18 protein-coding genes and 1 pseudogene are annotated in these 22,859 nt (G+C 66.1%); 12 read left to right on the top strand and 7 right to left on the bottom strand.

The features are described from left to right. Window positions 1-3: 3 nt before the first annotated feature. Window positions 4-1,092: an iron-sulfur cluster carrier protein ApbC gene (gene apbC / locus KVT32_RS11095; RefSeq protein WP_217618192.1), complete on the bottom strand. Its 1,089-nt coding sequence runs from the start codon at window positions 1,090-1,092 to the stop codon at window positions 4-6. 101 nt (window positions 1,093-1,193) lie between these two features. On the opposite strand from apbC, the gene KVT32_RS11090 reads away from it, so the two are divergent. Both KVT32_RS11090 and metG read left to right on the top strand, forming a co-directional pair. Next, window positions 1,194-1,469 (top strand): hypothetical protein, encoded by a 276-nt coding sequence (locus KVT32_RS11090; RefSeq protein ID WP_056325207.1) that lies wholly within the window; start codon window positions 1,194-1,196, stop codon window positions 1,467-1,469. 130 nt (window positions 1,470-1,599) lie between these two features. Further along, complete coding sequence (gene metG, locus KVT32_RS11085) at window positions 1,600-3,759, top strand: methionine--tRNA ligase (RefSeq protein ID WP_371825579.1); 2,160 nt, start codon at window positions 1,600-1,602, stop codon at window positions 3,757-3,759. 64 nt (window positions 3,760-3,823) lie between these two features. Here metG and KVT32_RS11080 read toward each other — a convergent pair whose 3' ends face one another. From KVT32_RS11080 to KVT32_RS11070, 3 genes are all read right to left on the bottom strand, one after another. Continuing rightward, window positions 3,824-4,561: a sulfurtransferase gene (locus KVT32_RS11080; protein ID WP_152382623.1), complete on the bottom strand. Its 738-nt coding sequence runs from the start codon at window positions 4,559-4,561 to the stop codon at window positions 3,824-3,826. Between the two features lie 87 nt (window positions 4,562-4,648). Continuing rightward, window positions 4,649-5,446 (bottom strand): META and DUF4377 domain-containing protein, encoded by a 798-nt coding sequence (locus tag KVT32_RS11075; protein ID WP_056325199.1) that lies wholly within the window; start codon window positions 5,444-5,446, stop codon window positions 4,649-4,651. Between the two features lie 31 nt (window positions 5,447-5,477). After that, the gene (locus KVT32_RS11070; RefSeq protein WP_056325197.1) at window positions 5,478-6,005 is read right to left on the bottom strand and encodes an META domain-containing protein; all 528 of its coding nucleotides are present in this window, start codon (window positions 6,003-6,005) and stop codon (window positions 5,478-5,480) included. Between the two features lie 303 nt (window positions 6,006-6,308). On the opposite strand from KVT32_RS11070, the gene KVT32_RS11065 reads away from it, so the two are divergent. Continuing rightward, window positions 6,309-7,454, top strand: a complete 1,146-nt coding sequence (locus KVT32_RS11065) for an acyltransferase (RefSeq protein WP_152382624.1) — start codon at window positions 6,309-6,311, stop codon at window positions 7,452-7,454. Here KVT32_RS11065 and KVT32_RS11060 read toward each other — a convergent pair. Beyond that, the gene (locus tag KVT32_RS11060) at window positions 7,435-7,833 is read right to left on the bottom strand and encodes a helix-turn-helix domain-containing protein (protein WP_152382625.1); all 399 of its coding nucleotides are present in this window, start codon (window positions 7,831-7,833) and stop codon (window positions 7,435-7,437) included. The two genes, KVT32_RS11065 and KVT32_RS11060, sit on opposite strands and share 20 nt — an antisense overlap. A 570-nt stretch (window positions 7,834-8,403) precedes the next feature. On the opposite strand from KVT32_RS11060, the gene KVT32_RS11055 reads away from it, so the two are divergent. After that, window positions 8,404-9,219, top strand: a complete 816-nt coding sequence (locus KVT32_RS11055; RefSeq protein WP_217618190.1) for a response regulator transcription factor — start codon at window positions 8,404-8,406, stop codon at window positions 9,217-9,219. A gap of 424 nt (window positions 9,220-9,643) precedes the next feature. Continuing rightward, window positions 9,644-10,855, top strand: coding sequence for a voltage-gated potassium channel protein (kch, locus tag KVT32_RS11050; RefSeq protein ID WP_056325187.1), 1,212 nt, complete (start codon window positions 9,644-9,646; stop codon window positions 10,853-10,855). On the opposite strand, the gene KVT32_RS11045 is transcribed toward kch, so the two are convergent. Both KVT32_RS11045 and KVT32_RS11040 read right to left on the bottom strand, forming a co-directional pair. Continuing rightward, window positions 10,832-12,424 carry an EAL domain-containing protein gene (locus KVT32_RS11045; RefSeq protein WP_217618189.1) on the bottom strand — a complete coding sequence of 531 codons (1,593 nt, stop codon included), beginning with the start codon at window positions 12,422-12,424 and terminating at the stop codon, window positions 10,832-10,834. The genes kch and KVT32_RS11045 overlap by 24 nt on opposite strands. Window positions 12,425-12,516: 92 nt before the next feature. Next, complete coding sequence (locus KVT32_RS11040) at window positions 12,517-13,158, bottom strand: TetR/AcrR family transcriptional regulator (RefSeq protein WP_217618188.1); 642 nt, start codon at window positions 13,156-13,158, stop codon at window positions 12,517-12,519. Between the two features lie 194 nt (window positions 13,159-13,352). Between KVT32_RS11040 and KVT32_RS11035 the strand changes: the two genes are divergently transcribed. The 7 genes and pseudogenes from KVT32_RS11035 (at window position 13,353) to KVT32_RS11005 (ending at window position 22,857) form a co-directional block, all read left to right on the top strand. Beyond that, the gene (locus KVT32_RS11035) at window positions 13,353-14,858 is read left to right on the top strand and encodes an efflux transporter outer membrane subunit (protein ID WP_217618187.1); all 1,506 of its coding nucleotides are present in this window, start codon (window positions 13,353-13,355) and stop codon (window positions 14,856-14,858) included. A gap of 43 nt (window positions 14,859-14,901) precedes the next feature. Then, window positions 14,902-15,970: pseudogene (locus tag KVT32_RS11030) on the top strand (HlyD family secretion protein). Next, window positions 15,970-18,705 (top strand): ribosome-associated ATPase/putative transporter RbbA, encoded by a 2,736-nt coding sequence (gene rbbA / locus KVT32_RS11025; protein WP_217618186.1) that lies wholly within the window; start codon window positions 15,970-15,972, stop codon window positions 18,703-18,705. The pseudogene KVT32_RS11030 and the gene rbbA overlap by 1 nt, the downstream one beginning before the upstream one ends. Window position 18,706: 1 nt before the next feature. Beyond that, window positions 18,707-19,831 carry an ABC transporter permease gene (locus KVT32_RS11020; protein ID WP_175156103.1) on the top strand — a complete coding sequence of 375 codons (1,125 nt, stop codon included), beginning with the start codon at window positions 18,707-18,709 and terminating at the stop codon, window positions 19,829-19,831. A 49-nt stretch (window positions 19,832-19,880) separates the two neighbouring features. Further along, a complete protein-coding gene (locus tag KVT32_RS11015; RefSeq protein WP_338077646.1) occupies window positions 19,881-20,342 on the top strand; it encodes a hypothetical protein in 462 nt (153 codons plus the stop codon). Next, the gene (gene phbB / locus KVT32_RS11010; RefSeq protein WP_175156105.1) at window positions 20,332-21,078 is read left to right on the top strand and encodes an acetoacetyl-CoA reductase; all 747 of its coding nucleotides are present in this window, start codon (window positions 20,332-20,334) and stop codon (window positions 21,076-21,078) included. Before KVT32_RS11015 ends, phbB begins: the two co-directional genes overlap by 11 nt. 342 nt (window positions 21,079-21,420) lie before the next feature. After that, window positions 21,421-22,857: a cytochrome ubiquinol oxidase subunit I gene (locus tag KVT32_RS11005; protein WP_175156106.1), complete on the top strand. Its 1,437-nt coding sequence runs from the start codon at window positions 21,421-21,423 to the stop codon at window positions 22,855-22,857. The last annotated feature ends 2 nt before the right edge of the window (window positions 22,858-22,859 follow it).

Here is a 22,859-nt window from a genome sequence, read left to right as displayed (position 1 = left end):
GCTTCAGGTCGGTTGCTGGACGACGATGGAAGGAAACTTTCCGGCCATGTCGCGCGGAAGCGCCGCAACGCCCGCGGCCAGCTTCCGAGCGATCGCGCGGTACAGAGACGCGGCCTCGCTGCCGGCGTCGGACACCACCGTCGGCGTGCCGGCGTCGGTCTGCTCGCGAATCGCAAGCGTCAGCGGCAGGCTGCCCAGCCACGGCGTCTGATATTGCTCAGCCATGCGCTGGCCGCCGCCTTCACCGAAGATGTGCTCGGCGTGGCCGCACTGCGAGCAGATATGAATGGCCATGTTCTCGACCACGCCCAGAATCGGCACTTCGACCTTCTGGAACATTTTCAGGCCCTTGCGCGCGTCCAGCAGCGCCACGTCCTGCGGCGTGGTGACGATGACCGCGCCCACGACCGGCACCTTCTGCGCCAGCGTCAGGGCCACGTCGCCCGTGCCGGGCGGCATGTCGACGATCAGGTAATCCAGATCGCGCCAGTTGGTCTGGCGCAGCAGTTGCTCCAGCGCCTGCGTGACCATCGGACCGCGCCAGATGGCGGGGGAATCGGCGTCGATCAGGAAACCGATGGAGTTGGCCTGCAGGCCGTGACCGGTCAGGGGCTCCATGCTCTTGTTGTCCAGGCTTTCGGGACGCCCGGAGATGCCCAGCATCGTCGGCACGCTGGGGCCGTAGATATCGGCGTCCAGCAGGCCGACCTTTGCGCCCTCGGCCGCCAGGGCCAGGGCCAGGTTCACGGCGGTGGTGCTCTTGCCCACGCCGCCCTTGCCGGAAGCGACCGCAATAATGTTGCGCACGTTGGGCAGCGGCTTCAGGCCCTTCTGCACCGCGTGGGCGGCTACCTTCCAGGTGACGGTGACCTGCGCATCGGGCGCGCCGGCTTGCGCCAGCGCGCGCACGGCGATGTCGCGGACCTGTTCGCGGACGGCGTCGGCGGGATATCCCAGCTCGAGCGTCAACGCGACACGGCCGCCAGCCAATTGAATGTCACGATCTTTTACAGAAACGCTCAAATCCAAACCGGTATTCGGGTCTTGCGCGGCGCGCAGTGCGGCGCGGATGTTTTCTATCGTTATACTCATGTCACTATGGTTCCGTAGGCAGCGCGGCGTCTGCGGGCCGCCATCCCCTAAAGGATAGCGGATACACGGGAACCTTTCGCTGCGTTTTGCATCCGACATTCATGACCAACACACTTATCCGCTTCTTTCGTGCCGTCCTATTCGCCGCCCTGGCCTTGATCGGCATGGCGATGGCGCTGGTGTTCATGCTTTCCACGGCATTCGCCGTGGCGATCCTTTATGTGGTCGCCAAGGTGCGCGGCAAGCCCTTCGGCGTTCGCGCCTATTGGAGCCAACGCCAAGGCGCCCGCCCTGGACCCTTCCAGTCCGCCACCGCTCCGTTTGCCACGCAACCGCGTGGCGACGTGATCGACGTCGAGGCCCGCGAAATCCGCTGACGGCGGTTTTCCACTGGCTTGCGCGTCACTGCGCGCAAGCTGGCCGTTTCGTGTTGCGCAAGGTCGCACCAGACGCCACGGCCACTTTTCCCTCAACCCGCCTGATTCGCATCGATGCGATGGGCGGGTTGTGTGCTTTCCGGGGCCCCGCCGCGGGCAGGCCTGCGCGCTTGCCCTAAAATGGCCGCCAAATCCCTTTTCCCCTCAACCTCAGTCGACAACCATGTCTCGCACCCTCTTTGTCACCACTGCGCTCCCCTACGCCAACGGATCCTTCCACATCGGCCACATCATGGAGTACATCCAGGCCGATATCTGGGTTCGTTCGATGCGAATGGCGGGCCACACGGTGCACTTTGTGGGCGCGGACGATGCGCACGGCGCGCCGATCATGCTGAAGGCCGAAAAGGAAGGCATCACGCCGCAGGCGCTGGTTGCGCGCTACGCGGCCGAGCGCCCCCAGTATCTGAACGGCTTTCACATCCGCTTTGACCACTGGCACTCGACCGACTCGGCGGAAAACGTTGCGCTGTCGCAGGACATCTACCGCGCCCTGAAAGCCCAGGACCTGATCGAAACGCGCTCCATCGAGCAGTTCTACGATCCGGTCAAGGGCATGTTCCTGGCCGACCGCTACATCAAGGGCGAATGCCCCAAGTGCCACGCCAAGGACCAGTACGGCGACTCCTGCGAGGTCTGCGGCGCGGTTTACGCGCCCACCGACCTGATCAACCCGTACTCGGCGCTGACGGGCGCCACGCCCGTCCTGAAGTCGTCCGACCATTTCTTCTTCAAGCTATCCGACCCGCGCTGCGTTGAATTCCTGCAGCAGTGGACCACGAGCGCGAACCGGCACGGCGGCAAGCATCTGCAGCCCGAAATGCTGGCGAAGACGCGCGAGTGGCTGGGTGGCGAAGACGGCGAGGCCAAGCTGGGCGACTGGGATATTTCCCGCGATGCGCCCTACTTCGGCATCGAGATCCCCGACGCGCCGGGCAAGTATTTCTACGTCTGGCTGGACGCGCCGGTGGGCTACCTGGCGTCGCTCAAGTCGTATTGCGCGGTCAAGGGCATGGACTTCGACGCCCTGCTCGACCCCAACGGCGACACCGAACAGGTTCACTTCATCGGCAAGGACATCGTGTACTTCCACGCGCTGTTCTGGCCCGCCATGCTGAAGTTCGCCGGCCGCAAGACGCCGGACGCCGTCAACGTGCACGGCTTCATCACCGTCAGCGGCGAAAAGATGTCCAAGAGCCGCGGCACCGGCATTTCGCCGCTGCGCTACCTGGAACTCGGCATGAATGCCGAATGGATGCGCTACTACATCGCCGCCAAGCTGAACGCGCGCGTCGAAGACGTGGACTTCAATCCCGAGGACTTCATCGCGCGCGTGAATAGCGACCTGGTCGGCAAGTACGTCAACATCGCCAGCCGCGCCGCCAGCTTCATCACCAAGCACTTTGACGGCGTGCTGGGTTATTCGGGCGACACGGCCGCGCTGTCCGCCGAATACGCCGAGCAGGCCGAGTCGATCCGCGCCGCGTTCGAGGCTCGCGAATACAACCGCGCCATCCGCGAGATCATGGCCTACGCCGACCGCATCAACCAGGCGTTCGACACGGCGCAGCCGTGGGTGCTGGCCAAGGGTCTGGCCACGGCCGAAGACGCGCAGAAGGCCGCGCTGCAGGACATCTGCTCGCGCTCGCTGGCCGGCTTCAAGGCCCTGTCGGTGATGCTGGCCCCCGTGCTGCCCCAGCTCGCCGAACGCGTTGCGCTGGAATTGTTTGGCGCGCAGGCGCCGTTCACGTGGGCCGATGCCGCGGTGCTGCCGCAGCGCGTCGCGCCGTTCAAGCATCTGATGCAGCGTGTCGAGCCGCAGATGCTGGAAGACCTGTTCGAGCCGCCCGCCGCGCCCGTCGTGGTGCCCGGCGGCGAGCCGTTGGCCGAGACTATCTCCATCGACGACTTCGCGCGCGTCGACCTGCGCATCGCGCAGATCGTCAATTGCGAACACGTCGAAGGCTCGACCAAGCTGTTGCGCCTGACGCTGGACGTGGGCGAAGGCCGCCACCGCAACGTGTTCTCGGGCATCAAGTCGGCCTACAAGCCCGAAGACCTGATTGGCAAGCTGACCGTCATGGTCGCCAACCTGGCCCCGCGCAAGATGAAGTTCGGCGTGTCCGAAGGCATGGTGCTGGCTGCCAGCCATGCGGATGAAGCCGTGGACGCCGGCATCTACGTGCTGGAACCGTTCCCCGGCGCGAAGCCCGGCATGCGCGTGCGCTAAGCGGCGCCCCCCATGCAAAGAGCCCGCAAATGCGGGCTCTTTTTCCTTGCAGCGCCGGATCGAATCAGGCGTTGCTGGGCGCCAGCGCCGGATCCAGCGAGATGCGCTCGTCGAAAACGAAGCACTTGCCTTCGTAGCCGGGTCCGCCCGTTTCCTCGAAATACTTGAGAATGCCGCCGTCGAGCTGGTAGACGTTTTCGATACCGGCCTCGTTCATGAAGATGGCGGCCTTTTCGCAGCGGATGCCGCCAGTGCAGAAACTGACGACGGTCTTGCCCTCGAGCTGGGCGCGGTTCGCCTGCACCGCCGCAGGAAACTGCGTGAATCGGTCGATGCGCCAGTCGATGGCGTTCTTGAACGTGCCCTCGTCCACCTCGAAGGCGTTGCGCGTGTCCAGCATGACCACGGGACGGCCCTCGTCGTCCACGCCGGCCTCCAGCCAGCGCGCCAGCGTGTGGGCGTCGACACCGGGCGCGCGGCCCGCCGCCGGACGGATGGCGGGGTGGTTCATGCGGATGATCTCGCGCTTGATCTTGACCAGCAGCTTGCGGAACGGAACGTCGGTGCTGTGGCTGAACTTGACCTCCAGGTCCGCGAAGCGCGGATCGGCACGCAGCCCCCGCAAAAAGGCGTCGATGCCGTTGGCCGCCCCCGCGAGGAACAGGTTGATGCCTTCCTCGGCCAGCAGGATCGTTCCCTTGAGCCCGGCGGCGGCTGCCTCGGCGAGCAAGCGCGCGCGAAGGTCGGGCAGGTCATCCAGCGAAACGAATTTGTAAGCGGCGATATTGACGACGGCAGTCATGGCAAAGCAGTGAAGATGGGCGATGAAGACCGTAATAGTAATCGCTGGGCGGCGCACGCCTTCCCGGCCGCTGCCCGGCCGCAGCACTCAAGGGCTGACGACCTGCTGCTCCACGACAGCGTCCAGCACCCAGCGCAGCGGGGACGCCCCCATCGGCGGATTCGGATCCTCGATTTCCACCACCCGCAGGCGATACCGCACCCCGGGCTGGAAGTTGAATCCGGTGATCTCGCCATGCCAGACCTGCCAGGGTTGCGATGCGCTGTCGCGGACCTGATAGCACAGGGCGCGGCCAGCGCCGGTCTGGCAAGGCACGCGCTCGGCGTTCACGTAGACCAGTTTGGCGGCGCCCAGCTGGCCACCCGCGACGGGATCCACGCGCCGTCCGAAATCCAGCGTGTCGCCGGTGCTGAGCTTCCACGTCATGCGCTGCGGGTTATTGGTGTTATCGAACGACGTGGCGGTGATGCGGGTGAGCGCCGCCAGATACGCGTGCTCGATCTGCATGACGTTTGGGGCACAGACCATCCGGGTGGATACGGGATCGGCGCGCACGATCAACAGTCCGTTGGCAATGGTGTAGGGAGCGTTGTAGGTATTGCAGCCGGCAAAACCCATGAGGCGCGGCGAGCCCTGGTCATGGATGAACGCGGCCGTGATGGGGCGTTGCGATGCCGAAGGATGCGGCACGGGGCGCAGCGCGCCCCCGGGCAGCGTCCAGCGCGCCAGCTCCCAGTTCGTCTGCACCAGGACGTCGGATGCCGAGGCCGGCTGGAACCGTGGATCCTGGCCATCGGCCGCGCGCATCGGCGGCGACGAGCAGGCCACGAGACTCGCGCACAGCAGGCCGGGCGCCAGTCGGCGCAGAAAAGTTGGGTTGCGCATGCAGGTTCTCGAATCGCGCCTGGGCGTCGGGTCAGGGTGTCGGCGGATCCTGGCGGCGCTCGAACTCCAGCACGTCGCCGCCACGCAGATTGAACGTCAGGTGGCGCGGCGCGCCACCGCTATCCAGCGTGAACGTGTCGATGGCACGCAGCGCGCGCAGGTAATCGGCTTCCAGCTTCGCGCGCTCGGCGGGCACGCACGCCATGCGCGTGGAGGCAGGCGCGTCGATGACGAGCTTGTTGCGCTCGAGCTTGTACGTGCCGGTGTAACGGTTGCAGCCGGAGAATCCGTTGACCTGGTATTGCTTGCCCTGCGCGAGAAAGGTCAGGCGAATGGGTTCGCCGTTGTCGCCGTGCGGAATATCGCGCAGCGCGCCGCCGGGCTGCGCCCAGCGGACCAGTTCCCAACTCGTCTGCGCCAGCGAATCCTTGCTGGTGGCGGCGCTGGCGGCTGCGGCGCCTTCAGGGCGCGCACCGCCGGTGCCGGCGCAACCGGCCAACGCCGCAGTAAGCAGCGCGAGGCAGAGCAATCTGCCGTGCGGGGACAGGATGGTGGGCATGGACGGGACTCCAATGGTTCGTACCGTCGTACTGTAACCGGCCTCGCCCAGAGACGCGATTTTCTCCGTCCGACAGCGGTATCCAAAAGATGCACGATTGAGCCGGAGGTTCTAACGCTGATGATCTCCGGTTCTGCATCGAATGCCGCATGGCGGGGGGTCAGGCCGACGCGCAGAATCGATGACAGTTGATGACTCCGGCCTAAAAAGTAATACAGGGAAAGAGGAGCGGAGCCCGCGACGACCGCATGCGCAGTGTCCGGCCATCGGGCCTGAGAACAATATCCACCGGGGAGATGCGCGATGGGCTTTTTGAGAACCTTACTGGCACTGTCAGTGGTGCTGGACCATCTGGGTGGCGGCTACGCCGACCAGTTGGTCGGCGGCAGGCTTGCCGTGCAGCTCTTCTATGTCATCTCCGGCTTCCTGATCTCGTACGTGCTGACGGCCACGGACCACTACCAGGGCGCCACCGGCAAATTCTACGCAAACCGCTTCCTGCGGCTTTTCCCCATCTACCTGTCGGTGGCGGCGTTGACGCTCACGGCCCACATCGTGAGCGGCGGCTCGTTCTTCCGCATCTACGAAGCCCTGCCCTTCAGCGCCGAAGTCTTCCTGTTCCTGTCGAACCTTTTCATCTTCGGCCAGGACTGGCTGATGTTCTTCGGCATCCGCGACTCGGCCCTGGCCTTCACGGGCAGCTTCGCAAACAGCGACGTGCCGCTGTACAAGGGCCTGCTGGTGCCGCAGGCCTGGACGCTGGGCGTCGAAATGAGTTTCTACCTGGTGGCCCCGTTCATTCTGCGGTCGCCGCGCAAGCTGCTGGCGTTGCTGGCGGCATCGCTCGCCCTGCGCGCCATCTTGATCTGGACCGGGGTCGGGCGTTCCGATCCCTGGACCTACCGGTTCTTCCCCACCGAGCTGGCGCTGTTCCTGATCGGCTCGCTGTCGCACCAGGTGGTGTTGCCGCGAATGAAGGCGTGGACACAGCGCGTCAAGCGCCTGCCCGAGCTGGGCACGGGCATCCTGTTCCTCTACGTCGTGGCACATTTCTCGATCGGCATCAATCCGACCGTGCGCGATGGCCTGGCTGTCCTGCTGTTTGCGGCGCTGCTGCCGCTGGCGTTCCTGTTCCAGTCGCGCCACCGGCTGGACAAGGCAATCGGCGAGTTGAGCTATCCGCTCTACATCTGTCACATGCTGGTGATCATGGCGTTCAGCTGGCTGATGCACGACGTGCAGGAACACCAGCCCATGCTGTTTGCGGCCATGTCGATCACGGGTTGCATCGGATTCTCGGCCGTCTTGAACTACCTGATCGCGGATCCGGTGGAGCGCCTGCGCAGCCGTCTACGTGCCGATCCGGCGGGCGGCACCGCGCCCGCGGACGCCTCGCGGCGCCCGCAAGCGCCCGCGCAGCCGATAGGGACTATTCACCGCGTGCCTTGATGTAGGCGCTGAGCACCAGCTCGATCTGCCGCTTTTCCTGTTGGCTGAGGCGGGCGTAGGCCGAATACGAGATCGTCTCGAAAGGCCAGGCGGCAGGGTTGGGGGTCTCGGCGGCGGAACCCGCGGCAGTGTGCCCGTGCGGGGTGTCCACCATGGGGCCTTCGCCGGTACTAAGCCACAAGGGATTGACGCGCAGCGCGCGCGTCAGCTTGATCAGCGCATCGCTGGAAGGCTGCTGGCGCTGCCCGCTTTCGTAGTTGCCGATGGCGCTTTGCGACAGGTTGCTTGCGACCGCCAAGTCTTTTTGAGTCCATCCCTGAAGCATTCTTGCGTTGCGCAGACGATGGCTAAACGTGTCCAATCGATCAACCCGAGACATTAATTGTTTGGTTTTATTTGATTAAAGCATTTCAGTTCCGCGGCCAAATAAACGGATTAGGCCCCTATTTCCGGGCTAATCCATAAATCGCCGTGAGGCCCCCCTGGCCCCGCGTACAAGCTGCTGCGTACGCGCCCCTTCCGATGCAAGCCGCCCTTAAAAAATTCATATATTTCATCGGCTTGCAATACTTCACCAGTCATCGCGCCGGCCCCATGAGCGAGCCCGCGACAAGCGCAGTGAGCAAAAAAGACGCCTGAGTTTATGAGCGCAGCCGCTGGCGGAAGAGAAAATAATGTATCGGTAATACATAATACTTTTCTGATGCAAATTGGGGATCAAACGCCGTTTCAATGGCTGCAGGCGAATTCCTCCCCGGACGGACTGTTACTGTCCGAAACCATAGAAACGTATCTTCACAAAAAAACACGCCCGTGTTTAAATGAAACACAGGCGTGCCTCCCATGAGGACTCGCGCCAACAACGGCCGGCAACGGCATGGCATGAGCCAGGCGTCCGGCATTTTCCTGGCGCCCACGGCCTGCCCGCGCCGCCTCATTGGAAGCATCAATGAACAACACGCTGGATGTCATTTTTCTTGGCAGCGACGACGCCAGGCATGCCAGACTGGTCGAGTCCCTGTCCCATCTGGGATTCAACGTCCGCCGCTGCCCCGATCTGGTGGACGTCTACGACAGATTTTCCCGCCGGCCCAGCCCGCTGGTGGTCCTGGAAGCGCCGCTTCCCGATGTCCACAACGCCGCCGTGCGCCTGCGCGCGATCGACCGCAGCCTGGGCATCGTGGCCATCGCTCCATTCCTCGACGCCGAAAGCCGCATCCGCACGCTGTTGTGCGGGGCGGACGCGTGTCTGCCGCCGGATGTCACGGGGCTGGAACTCGCAGCCGTCCTGCAGGCGCTGGTACGTCGCGCGGTCGGGCTGGATGGCCTGGAGACGGGCGCGGATCCGCACACGGCCGAGGAGTCGGCCCAGGAAGGCTGGCGGCTGGCGAACAAGGGGTGGACACTCATCAGTCCCAAGGGCAGGACGCTGGGGCTGACGACGGGGGAACGCGACTTCCTGTCCAGACTGGTCAACGCGCCGGACCGCAAGGTCAGCCGCGACGCATTTCTTGCCGATGGGGCAGACGAAGCCGACAGCGGCATCACGCGCCGGCGCTTCGTGGATGTGATGATCAGCCGATTGCGGCGCAAGGCCGCGGCCAACCAGATGACGCTGCCGATCCGCGCGGTGCACGGATGGGGCTACATGTTTGCGGCCGACATCACGCTGGATCTGGAATACCGGGTCACGGCGCCGACCCCGCGCGCCGACGGGCGAGACGCCTGGCGCAGCGAAGAAGCGGACGCGAACGCGTCCGTGTAACCGCAGCAGCGGACGCGCCACGCGTGGCTGCAAGGGTGGCCCGGCGCGAATCGCCGGGCGAAAAAAACGCGGCGCTGCCCCCGAAGGGTAAGACGCCGCGCTAAAACAACACGTGAACCCGGAGTCATCGGCCGGCACCGATGCCTTCTACCTGGATCACGCGATTCCAACATTCGTGCCTCATACTACTCACGCACGGTCCAACCGTGGCCCGCGCCGGGTCTCTAGTCCCTGCACTGGCTGCAACGTGATCAACGCCTGGCAATTCGTCCACCCTGACTACTGGTAGGCTTTACTGCCATATCGGCGGGGTTCCTTCCGGATAGCCGCCTGATGAGGAAAGTTTATGACCTCGGACGCGTTTGCAGTAATTCTTTGTTGATAGTCTTCCATACCATATTGATATAGGAAGCTTGTGCCCTCGATGCCCCTGCCCCAGCCTCCTCTGCGCCATCGGCTCCGTAAGATACTGGCGTTCTTCCCGCCGAACTGGTGCCTCGCCTTCCTGGTGGCGCTGGACGGATACGCCTTCATGCACCCGGTGCTGCGCGAAGTCCGCGCACGCGAATATTCGTTCTGGCTTGCGCTGGACAACTGGCACGAGATCATGCGCGTGGTCGGGTTGCTGGAGATTCCGCGCCTGGTGCTTGGCGTGGGCCTGCAGGTGATTGCGCTGGGCCTGATCCTGAAAGCGCGCATTGCGTGGGCGTTCTCGCTGGTGCTGCTGATCGGCATCGGCACCTTCGCCATCCTGGGCGATGGCGGCCGCGCGGGGCTGGGCATCTATACCTTGGTGCTGGTGATTGCGCTGGTGGCCTACTGGCGCCGTTTCGACCGCGCCAGCGTGACGGCCGGGTCGCTCTTCGCCCTGGTGAGCGTGCTGTCGCTGATGATCTACGCCGTGTTCGGCACGCTATACCTGGGCAATGAATTCAATCCGCCGATCCTGGATGCCGGCACCGCGCTCTACTTTTCGATCGTCTCGATGTCCACGGTGGGCTATGGCGACATCACGCCGCACAGCGGCACGGCGCGGCTGTTCACCGCGTCGATTATCATCCTCGGCATCACCGTCTTCGCAACCTCCGTCAGCGCGATCGCCGGCCCGGTGATCGGCGGCAACCTGAAACGGCTCGTCAAAGGCAGGTTTTCCTCGGCCATGAGAAAGAACCACATCATCATCGCCGGCGCCACGCCCCTCGCGTTGAGCGTCTACCAGGGCCTGCGCAGCCGCAACGAAGAAGTCACCGTCATCGTCCCGACCGGCGTGGCGCACGACTACCCGGCCGCCACCGACCTGATCGAAGGCGACCCCTCGAGCGTGGACGTGCTGCACGTGGCGGGCGTGGCGCGGGCGCGCTATGTGCTGGCGCTGCGCGACGACGACGCCGAGAATGCGTTCATCGTGCTGGCCGCCAAGGAAGCGACCGGCGCGGACGGCGCCAAGACCGTGGCGCTGGTCAACACCAGCAAGCACCTCGAAAAGATCCGCCGGGTGCAGCCCGACCTGGTGTTCTCGGTGCAACTGCTGGGCGCGGAAATGCTGACCCGCGCAATCAATGGCGAGCCCATGGACAGCCAGGCCATCACCGACCTGTTCTTTGCCAAGCCTTCAACCGACGCCAAGCCCGCTTGACCGCAGCTGCGGCTCGCCCAACGGCGCGTGCCGCGCATACCACGCCACGAATTGATCCGACGGCATGGGCCGCGCAAACAGGTAACCCTGGATGAACGCCACGCCGCGGCCGCTGAGATAGCGGAACTGCAGGTCGGTTTCGACGCCTTCGGCCAGCACCGCCAGACCCAGCCGGTGCGCGAGTGTGATGATGACGTCCAGCACCGGCGCGTCTTCGCCCGTGGGTTCGATGGCATGCACGAACCCCTTGTCGATCTTCAGGTAATCCACCGGAAACCGCTGCAGATACGATAGCGAACAATGGCCGGTGCCGAAATCGTCGATGGCCACGCGCACGCCCTGCGCGCGCAGGGCCTCGATGTTGCGCCGGGCCTGCCCGTCGTCGGTGACCAGACTGCGCTCGGTGATCTCCAGCACCAGGGTCGGTTCACGCTGGGCGATGTTGGCGGCAAAGCGCTCGATGTCGCCGGTGAATTCGGGGCAGGACAAATGCGCGGCGGCAATGTTCACGCCCACATGAAAGCCGGGCGGCGTATCCCAGTCGCGCATGTCCCGTTCGATCAGCGCGAACAGATGGCGCGTCAGCGGAACGATCATGCCATTGGTTTCGGCGGCGGCGATGAAGACGTCGGGCCGCACGGCGCCCACGCCCGGCCGGTCCCAGCGCAACAAGGCCTCGACCCCGCTGCACTGGCCCACCGCATGGCCGTATACCGGCTGGTAATGCACCCGGAATTCGTCGGCAACGATGGCGCGGCGCAACTGTTCCTTGAAGGACTGGCGGTTGACCTGTTGGCGGAACGCCGCCACGGCCAGGCCGAGGCCAAGCAGCGCCGCGGCGGGCAGGTAGGTCATCAGCAGTTGCTGCCACGCCTGCACGACCGCTTCGGCCGGCGCGCTGACACTGAGGGTAACCGGCGCGCGGCCGTCGGGGTTCGTCGTCTCGGTGTAGATCACTTCGCGGGGCGCGCCCGCTGCCCCCTTGAGATCGTTGTGGATGGGCACGCCGCCCGCTCCCACTTGCACGTCGATCTGGTAATCGCGCAGATTGGATAGCGCGTTCAGCAGATCCTGCACGTACCGGCCGTCGACCACCACGACCGCGCTGTGGCCTTCGACCCCGGGCCGGCCCAACAGAACGGCGGGACGTTCCGGCGCCAGCGGAGTTCCGGCCACCGTGATGAGCCAGTGGTCCGGGGACCCGCCCACCGACCATCTGCGAAATTCCGACACCGCGTAATCGACCTTGCCGACCGCCGACGAACAATACATGCGCTCGCCGCGGACCAGCACCAGGGACCGGACATACGGGTTCAGCGACCCCCAGCGTTGCAGATCGGGCAGTGCCTCGTCGCAGGACAGGGCGGTCAGCGGCGCCACGCGGTCCAGAAGTTCCCAGGACTGCGTCAGGATGTGTTGCGTCTGGACTTGAACGATGCGCGCGGCCGACTCGGCGTCATGGCGCTGTTCTTTCTGGGCATGCCACCAGGTCCAGGCCACGCAGGCGATCACCGGCAAGACCAGCGCCAGGGCCACGGGCAAATAACGCCACGACGGTACGCGTTCCATCAGGCCTGGTGTCGGCAAGGGGTCTCCGCGGCAGTAAAGGGGCCATTAGTGCGGGTGCATCGATGCGATGGGACACCATGCGCGGCGCGGCGTCAAGAACTGCGTGCAGCCCGCCGCTGCCGGGCCGCCGGGGCCAACAGTTCGACGATCATCGCCACGTGGGCCTCGCGGCGCGCCGCGAGGCCGAGCTCGTCGTCCGGCCCCAGCAGCGCGGCCATGACCACGGTGTGCACCACCGGCGCCAGCAGCAGCCACGGTTCGCGCAGCGCGACGCTGTCGCGGCACAGCCCCCGCCGGCGGGCCAGCGCCAGCAGACGGCCCAGGTCGGCAAGATGCGCCTCGGCGGTTTCGTGGCGCCAGCGCGCCGCCAGATGCGGCACCCTGCCGCTTTCGGCGAGCAGCAGTCGCAGCGTGCTGATCATGGCGGGTTTGGCGAGGCTTTCATGCAGATGATCCGCGATGCGCTCGGCCAAGGCCTGCACCGAGTCGGCGCTGTCGACGATAGCCGGGATATCGAGGGGCGCGGGCGCGAGGTGGCGTTCGAGCAGCGCCTCGAAGATGGCTTCCTTGCTTGCGAAATGCGCGTACAGCCCGCCCTTGGACACCCCGGCGCGCAACGCGATGTCGTCCATGCGCGTGCCCGAGTAGCCCGCCCGCGAAAATTCCCCCAGCGCGGCGTCCAGGATCTGGCCGATCCGTACTGGCGGCGGCAGGCGAGTGCGCGGCCTGTCCATGTCTGATTGCTCCAGGGTCACGATGCGCCCATTACATACCGACCAGTCAGTCGCTAAATTGATTCGCGTCAAGGAATTTTGCGGCCGGATGGGCACAATAGGCACACGCCCTGGCGCCGGAACCGTCCGTGCCGCAAGGCCAAAAGCCTGCCGCGCGCGAGACGCTTCCGCCCCCCGAGCCGGAGACCCGCCGCATGACAGCAACCGCGTTTTCCGCTTCGATACCTCCTCGTCTAGCCGCCGCCGCCCTGACGCTGCTGATGGCCGCCGGCTGCACCTCGCTCGCGCCCGAATACCAACGCCCTGCCTTGCCGGTGCCGCAGGCATATCCCCGCGACAGCCAGCCGCCCGCCGGCCCGCTGGACGCCGCCCAGCCCGCGGCGGCCCCCGCGTCCATCGCCGCGCCCGCCGCCGCCCGCATCGCCTGGCAGTCCTATTTTCCCGACCCCGCGCTGCAAGGCCTGATCGCCACCGCGCTGGAAAACAGCCGCGACCTGCGCGCGGCGTTGCTGCGGGTCGAGGAAGCGCAGGCGCTGTACGGCATCCAACGGTCCGACCAGTTCCCCACCGTGGGCGTGCAGGCGCAAGGCTCGCGGGCGCGCGTGCCGGGCGACCTGAATGTGACGGGCCAGCCGCAAGTTTCCAGCCAGTATCAGGTCGGCCTGGGCATGGCGACCTGGGAACTGGATTTCTGGGGACGGGTGCGTAGCCTCAGCGATGCGGCGCTGGAAAACTATCTATCGACGCAGGCGGCGGCGCAGGCGGCCACGCTGAGCCTCATCGCCCAGGTGGCGGACGGCTACCTGCGGCTGCGCGAACTGGACGAACGCCTGGAGCTCACCCGCGAGACCATCGACTCGCGCGCGGAATCGCTGCGCATCTTTCGCCGCCGCTTCGAGGAAGGCGCCATCTCGAAGCTGGACCTGACGCAGGTCGAGACGCTGTGGCAGCAGGCCAAGGCATTGGGCACGGAACTGGAACGTTCGCGCGCCGCACAGGCGCACACCCTGGAATTGCTGGTGGGTGCGCCGCTGGATCTGCCCGCCGGTCCGGCGCGGCTCAATGACGAGGCGGTGATGCGCGACCTGCCGGCGGGGCTGCCGTCCGACCTGCTGACCGACCGGCCCGACATCCTGGCCGCGGAGCATCGGCTAAGGGCCGCCAACGCCAACATCGGCGCGGCCCGCGCCGCCTTTCTGCCCAGCATTACGCTGACCGGGGCCTTCGGCACCGCCAGCGCCGAACTGGACGGACTGTTCGCGGGGGGAAGCCGCGCCTGGAATTTCGCGCCCAGCATCAACCTGCCGATCTTCGATGCCGGCCGCCGGCAGTCCACGTTGGACCTGACCGAAGCGCGCCGGGATCTGGCCGTCGCCAGCTACGAACAAACCATACAAAGCGCATTCAAGGACGTGTCCGACGCGCTGGCGTCGCGCCGCTGGCTGGCCGAACAGGTGGACGTGCTGCGCGCCACCGTGGCGGCGCAGGCCGAACGTACCCGCCTGGCGCAGTTGCGCTACGACCATGGCGCCTCTCCGTACCTGGAAGTGCTCGACGCCAAGCGCGATCTGCTGGCCGCGCAGCAGCAGCTGGTCGAAACGCGCCGCGCGCTCCTGTCCAGCCGCATCGGCCTGTATGCCGCGCTGGGCGGCGGGTCGCTGGCGCCTGAAGCGCCTGACGCCGGCACGGCCCAACGCTGACGGGCTCGACGCTGAAAAGCCCAAAGATCAAGGACACGCCGACATGCCTCTACCCAAACGAAAACTGGTCTTCCTGATTGCCCTTGTGGTTGCCGCAGCCGCTGGCTACTACGGCTGGCGCATGTTGGCGGACACCGGGCCGGGGCCTGGCTTTGTCAGCGGCAACGGCCGGATCGAAGCCACCGAGATCGACGTGGCCACGAAGCTGGCAGGCCGCGTGCAGGAAGTGCTGGTCACGGAGGGCGACTTCGTCGCGGCGGGCCAGCCGCTGGCGCGCATGCAGATCGACACGCTGCAGGCGCAGCGCGAGGAAGCGCGGGCGCAGCATCAGCAGGCGGTCAATGGCGCGGCCAGCGCGGCGGCGCAGGTGGCGCAGCGCGAGAGCGACAAGCGGGCCGCCGAAGCCGTCGTGGTGCAGCGGGAAAGCGAGCTGGACGCGGCGCGCCGGCGCCTGGCCCGCTCGGAAACGCTGTCCAAGGAAGGCGCCTCGTCGATCCAGGAACTGGACGATGACCGCGCCCGGGTGCGCAGCATGCAGGCGGCGGTGAACGCGGCCCGTGCCCAAGTCACGGCGGCCGCCGCGGCCATCGACGCCGCGCGCGCCGCCCAGGTCGGCGCCCAATCGGCGATTGCGGCCGCGCAGGCCACGGTTGCGCGCATCGATGCCGACATCGCCGACAGCGAGTTACGGGCCCCGCGCGCCGGCCGCGTGCAGTACCGCGTGGCGCAGCCGGGCGAAGTGCTGGGCGCGGGCGGCAAGGTGCTGAACATGGTCGACCTGGCCGACGTCTACATGACGTTCTTCCTGCCCGAGCAGGCCGCGGGCCGCGTCGCGCTGGGCCAGGACGTGCGCATCATCCTGGATGCCGCGCCGGAATACGTCATCCCCCGCCACGGTCTCGTTCGTGGCCAGCACCGCGCAATTCACGCCCAAGACCGTCGAGACCGCCAGCGAACGCCAGAAGCTGATGTTCCGCGTCAAGGCGCAGATCAGCCCCGACCTGCTGCGCCGCCACCTGACGCAGGTCAAGACAGGGCTGCCCGGCGTGGCCTGGCTGAAACTGGACCCGGATGCCCAATGGCCCGGCTATCTTGACGTCAAGGTGCCCTGATGTCCCCGGCCGTCCCGCCCGTCGCCTCGCTGTCCGATGTCGGCCTGCGCTATGGCAAGACCCAGGCGCTGGACGGCATCACGCTGGATATTCCCGCCGGACGCATGGTGGGACTGATCGGCCCGGACGGCGTGGGCAAGTCCAGCCTGCTCGCGCTGGTGGCGGGCGCGCGGGCCGTGCAGCAGGGCAAGGTCATGGTGCTGGGCGGCGACATGGCCAGCCGAAGGCACCGCGAGACCGTCTGCCCGCGCATCGCCTACATGCCGCAGGGCTTGGGCAAAAATCTCTACCCCACCTTGTCCGTGGAAGAAAACCTGCAGTTCTTTGGCCGCCTGTTCGGCCATGACGCGGCCGAGCGCCGCCGCCGCATCGACAGCCTGACCCGCAGCACCGGCCTGTCGGCCTTCCTGTCCCGGCCCGCGGGCAAGCTGTCCGGGGGCATGAAGCAGAAGCTGGGGCTGTGCTGCGCGCTGATCCACGATCCGGACCTGCTCATCCTGGACGAGCCCACGACCGGCGTGGACCCGCTGGCGCGCGCGCAGTTCTGGGATCTGATCAACGAGATTCGCGCGCAGCGGCGCGGCATGAGCGTGATCGTGGCGACCGCCTACATGGACGAGGCGCAGCGTTTCGATTGGCTGATCGCCATGGACGACGGCCGCGTGCTGGCCACCGGCACGCCCGCCGAATTGCAGGACCGCACCGGCGCGCAGACGCTGGAAGCGGCCTTCATTGCACTGCTGCCCGAGCAAAAGCGGCGCGGCCACAAACCCGTCGAGATCGTGCCGCTGGCCCTGGACGAGGACGCCGGCATCGCCATCGAGGCGCGCGACCTGACCATGCGCTTTGGCGACTTCGTGGCCGTGGACCACGTCAACTTCCGCATCCGGCGCGGCGAGATCTTCGGGTTCCTGGGCTCGAACGGCTGCGGCAAGTCGACCACCATGAAGATGCTGACGGGCCTCTTGCCCGCCAGCGAAGGCCAGGCCTTTTTATTCGGGCAGGAGGTCGATCCGCGCAACATCGACACGCGCCGGCGCGTGGGCTACATGTCGCAGGCCTTTTCGCTGTACGGCGAACTGACCGTGCGGCAGAACCTGGTGCTGCACGCGCGGCTGTTCCACGTGCCGGAGGCCGACATCCCCGCGCGCGTCCAGGAGATGGTTACGCGCTTCGGGCTGGACGGCGTGCTGGACGCGCTGCCGCAGAACCTGCCCATGGGCGTGCGCCAGCGGCTTTCGCTTGCCGTGGCCATGGTGCACAAACCCGAGCTGCTCATCCTGGACGAGCCAACGTCGGGGGTGGATCCGGTCGCGCGCGACGGATTCTGGAACCTGCTGATCGAACTGGCCCGCAAGGATCACGTCACGATCTTCATCTCGACGCACTTCATGAACGAGGCCCAGCGATGCGACCGCATTTCGCTGATGCACGCGGGCAAGGTGCTGGTCAGCGCCGCGCCTGACGAAATCATTCGCTTGCGCGGCGCAAGCTCGCTGGAAGCCGCCTTCATTGCCTACCTGATCGACGCAGGCGCCGGCACTGCGGCCGACACGGGCGCGGCGCCACCCGTCGAGGACGCAGCCCCGCCCGCCCAGCCGGCCCGGCGCGGGTTCAGCCTGCATCGCGCGTTCAGCTACATGTGGCGCGAATCGCTGGAACTGCAGCGCGACCCCGTGCGCGCCACGCTGGCGCTGCTGGGCTCGCTCTTGCTGATGTTCGTGATGGGCTACGGCATCAGCCTGGACGTCGAGGACCTGCGCTATGCGGTCATGGACCGCGACCAGACGGGCCTGAGCCAGAACTACAGCCTGAATCTTTCGGGGTCCCGCTACTTCATCGAACATCCGCCCATTGCCGATTACGCGGACCTGGACGCGCGCATGCGCAGCGGCGAGCTGTCGCTGGCCATCGAGATTCCGCAGGGCTTCGCGCGCGACATTGAGCGCGGCAAGCCCGTGCAGATCGGCGTCTGGATCGACGGGGCCATGCCGCAACGGGCCGAGACCATTCGCGGCTATGTGCTGGGCATGCATCAGGGCTGGCTGGCGCAGCAGGCGCGCGAGCGGCTGGGCGCCAGCGCGCAGCTTCCCGTCAGCGTGGAGACGCGGTTCCGCTACAACCCCGATGTGCGCAGCCTGCCCGCCATGGTGCCTGCCGTCATTCCGCTGCTGCTGCTGATGATGCCGGCCATGCTGACGGCGCTGGCCGTGGTGCGCGAAAAGGAATTGGGCTCGATCACCAATCTTTACGTCACGCCGGTGACGCGGCTGGAATTCCTGCTGGGCAAGCAGGCGCCGTATGTCGCGCTGGCGATGCTGAACTTCCTGCTGATGGCCCTGCTTGCCGTGACGCTATTCGGCGTGCCCATCAAGGGCAGCTTCGGCACGCTGTTGCTCGCCGCGCTGATCTACAACGTGGTGGCCACCGCCATTGGCCTGTTGGCCTCCACGTTCACGCGCAGCCAGATAGCCGCGCTGTTCTTCACGATGATCGGCACCCTGGTTCCGGCCGTGCAGTTTGCCGGGCTGCTCAACCCGGTGTCGTCGCTGGAGGGCGCGGGCCGGCTGATCGGACAGGTCTATCCCGCCACCCATATGCTCATCATCAGCCGCGGCGTGTTCAGCAAGGCGCTGGGCCTGCATGACCTCTACGCCTCGTTCTGGCCGCTGCTGATCTCCATTCCCATCATCCTGGGCGCGTCGGCGCTGCTGTTGAAAAAGCAGGAGACCTGACATGCGGCACCTGGCGAACATCTACCGCCTAGGCGTGAAAGAGCTCTGGAGCCTGGCGCGCGACCCGATGATGCTGGTGCTGATCGTCGTGTCGTTCACATTGATGATCTACACGGCGGCCACCGCCGTGCCCGAAACGCTGCACAACGCGCCCATCGCCGTCGTGGACGAGGACCAGTCGCCGCTGTCCGCGCGCATCGTCTCGGCTTTCTATCCGCCGCATTTCACGCCGCCGCAGCTTGTGACCCCGGCGCAGGCGGACGCCAACATGGACGCAGGCCGCCAAACGTTTACCGTCAACATCCCGCCCAATTTCCAGCGCGACGTGTTGGCCGGCCGGCCGGCGCAGATCCAGCTGAATGTCGACGCCACTCGGATGAGCCAGGCGTTCACGGGCAGCAGCTACATCCAGCAGATCATCACCGACGAGATCAACGAATTCGTCAGGCGCTATCGCGCGCCCACCGAGCTGCCGGTTGAACTGGCGGTGCGCATGCGATTCAACCCGAACCTCACCCAGTCGTGGTTCGGCGCGCTGATGGAGATCATCAATAACGTCACGATGCTGTCCATCATCCTGACCGGCGCCGCGCTGATCCGCGAGCGCGAACACGGGACCATCGAGCACCTGCTGGTCATGCCCGTCACGCCCACCGAAATCATGGTCGCGAAGGTCTGGTCGATGGGGCTGGTCGTACTGGCGTCCGCTGGGCTATCGTTGACGTTCGTGGTGCGGGGCCTGCTGCACGTGCCGATCGAAGGATCGGTCGCGCTGTTTCTGGCCGGCGTGGCGCTGCACCTGTTCGCCACGACCTCGATGGGCATTTTCATGGCTACGCTTGCACGCAGCATGCCGCAATTCGGCATGCTGCTCGTACTAGTGCTGTTGCCCCTGCAGATGCTGTCCGGGGGCACCACGCCGCGCGAAAGCATGCCGGCGTTCGTGCAGAACATCATGCTGGCCGCCCCCACGACGCATTTCGTGGAACTCGGCCAAGCCATCCTGTATCGCGGCGCGGGCATCAGCGTCGTATGGCAACCCTTCATGGCGCTGGCGCTGATCGGCGCCGTCCTGTTTGCGTTATCCCTGGCGCGTTTTCGCAAGACCCTCAGCCAGATGGCATGAGGCCCGTGTGTATTCGTTTCCCCTTACCACTTTCATAAAAGGACGGATGATGAAGAAAGCAAATGCCTCCCTGCCCGACGGCCTGACCGGCGCCAATATCGCCTTCTGCCAGCGCCTGGCCCAGCTTGCGCAGGAAAGCCAGCAGCGCTGGCTCGAAATGGGCCAGCGGCTGGCCAGCGACAGCTCCGGCCAGTATCTAGCCGCCTTTTCCCCCATGCCCCCCACCGCCAACTGGCAGGACGCCATGCCCGCCATGGGCGAACTCGCGCGCAAGCGCTGGCAGGCCCAGCTGGAAGCCAGCCAGGCCCTCACCCACGCGGCGCTGCAGGAACAGGCCACCTTGGCCGCCGGCGTGGGCGAAGCGATGTGCGAATGGTTCAAGCAGGCCAACGGCGCGGCTGCCGACAATTTACCGCTCGCGCAGATGTGGTCCGTGATGACCAAGCAGATGGCGGCCGCCTGCGCCGCCATGCAGGACGCCAACCAGCAAGGAGGCCGCCATGACCTCTAAGCGCACGGCGCTCATCACGGGCGGGACCGGATGCCTGGGCCGCGCCATCGCCGTGGCGCTGCACGATGCGGGCCACGACGTCATCGTCACCTACCATTCCAGCGAGGCCGCCACGCGCGACTGGATCAAGGAGGAAGCGGCGAAAGGCCGAACCTTTTCCTCGTACAAGGTGGACGTGGCGGACTTCGACGCCTGCCAGGCGCTGGCCCGCCGGCTCGAAGAGGACGGCCGCCAGATCGACATCCTGGTGAACAACGCGGGCATCACGCGCGACGCGAGCCTGCGCAAGATGAGCGCGCAGGATTGGGCGGACGTCATGCACAGCAACCTGGATTCCATGTTCAACATGACCCAGCCGCTGTGCGGTCCGATGGCGGATCGGGGCTGGGGCCGCATCGTCAACATCTCGTCGGTGAACGGCAGCAAGGGCGCATTCGGGCAGACCAACTACGCTGCGTCGAAGGCGGGCATTCATGGGTTCACGAAGTCGCTGGCGCTGGAAATGGCCCGCAAGGGCGTCACGGTGAACACGGTGTCGCCCGGCTATCTGGCCACGCGGATGGTGCAGGCCGTGCCGCCGGAAGTCATGCAGGAAAAGATCCTGCCGCAGATCCCGGTGGGGCGGCTGGGCGAACCCGATGAAATCGCCGCGCTCGTCGCGTTCATCTGCAGCGATGCGGCCGGTTTCATGACGGGCAGCAACGTGGCCATGAATGGCGGCCAGCATATGTATTGATGCGCGTTGATGCGCCGCGATGCCGAACGATCCCTGACCGCGATGTCCCCGGCCGTGGCATCGCGCACGGCGCGGTGAGCCGGACGCGCCCCCCGGGGACGCTGTGCTGCTTTTTTTGTAACGGCGGTCGCCTGCCTCCCATCCAGGCACAGCACGTTTGCCCATGAAAACGTGTGCTTCCCGCGTCGCGGCGCGCAAACTGATCCGCTTTTTTCCGCGCTCTCTGAATCTGTACTGTTCGCTGCGCAAGGCCTAACTTGGCGGGGTAGTTCAAACACCCGTCAGCGCCCGCCGCCTCGTGGCGATCCGTCCGTGCTGCCGATGAAAGTCAGGAATACCGTCATGGACAGCGACGCGCTATTGCTCGCACGAATACAGTTCGGCTTCACCATCTCGTTTCACATCGTCTTTCCCGCCATCACCATTGGCCTGGCCAGCTACCTGGCCGTCCTCGAGGGATTCTGGCTTCGGACCGGCAAGACGGTCTACCGGGACCTTTATCACTTCTGGACCAAGATCTTCGCCGTCAATTTCGGCATGGGGGTCGTGTCGGGCCTGGTCATGGCCTATCAGTTCGGGACCAACTGGAGTTTTTTCTCCGACTTCGCGGGCAGCGTCACCGGGCCGCTGCTGGCCTACGAAGTGCTGACCGCCTTCTTCCTGGAAGCCGGCTTTCTGGGCGTGATGCTGTTCGGCTGGTCGCGCGTAGGGCCGGGGCTGCACTTTTTCTCGACCATCATGGTGGCGCTGGGCACGCTGGTGTCCGCGACCTGGATTCTTGCCTCCAACAGCTGGATGCAAACGCCCGCCGGATACGAGATCCTGGATGGGCGCGTGGTGCCGACCGACTGGCTGGCCGTCATCTTTAACCCGTCATTTCCCTACCGCCTGGCGCACATGGGCATTGCGGCGTTCCTGGCCACCGCGCTAATGGTCGGGGCGTCCGGCGCCTGGCATCTGCTGCGCGGGGACCGCAGCCCGGCCGTGAAGAAGATGTTTGCGATGGCGATGGGCATGCTGCTGCTGGTGGCGCCGCTGCAGGCCGTGGTGGGCGACTTTCATGGCTTGAACACGCTCAAGCACCAACCCGCCAAGATCGCCGCCATCGAAGGTCATTGGGAGAACGAGTCCGGGGCGGGCGTGCCGCTGACGCTCTTCGGCATCCCCGACATGGCGCGCGAGGAGACGCGCTATGCGCTGAACATCCCTCGGCTGGGCAGCCTGATCCTCACGCACAGTTGGGACGGCCAGTTTCCGGGCCTGAAGTCCTATCCGCCCGAAGACCGGCCCAATTCCACGGTGGTGTTCTGGTCGTTCCGCATCATGGTGGGCCTGGGCCTGCTGATGATTGGCCTGGCGGCGTGGGCGCTGTGGGCGCGCTGGCGCCGCCGCCTGTACGAAGCGCGCGGGCTGCATCGCTTCGCCTTGTGGATGGGGCCTTCGGGCATCGTCGCCATGCTGGCCGGCTGGTATGTCACCGAGATCGGCCGCCAGCCCTGGATCGTGTATGGCGTCATGCGCACCGCCGACGCCGCCACGCCGCATGGATTGGGGGAGCTGACGCTGACGCTGGCGCTGTTTGTGGTCGTCTACCTGTTCGTGTTTGGCGCGGGCGTCTCGTACATGCTGCGCCTCATCCGCATGGGCCCCACGCCCGCGCCTGGCCACGCGCCGTTGTCCGGCGGACCCGGCGAGCCGCGCCAGCCTTCGCGGCCGCTGTCGGCGGCCTCTACCCTCGCGGGCGCCTCGCCCGCGCAACCCAAGCATTCCGGAGCCTGACG

The sequence above is a fragment of the Achromobacter sp. GbtcB20 genome, from assembly GCF_019091095.1.
GTDB classification, from domain to species: domain Bacteria; phylum Pseudomonadota; class Gammaproteobacteria; order Burkholderiales; family Burkholderiaceae_B; genus Achromobacter; species Achromobacter mucicolens.
This window is presented reverse-complemented; position numbering and strand designations above follow the sequence as displayed.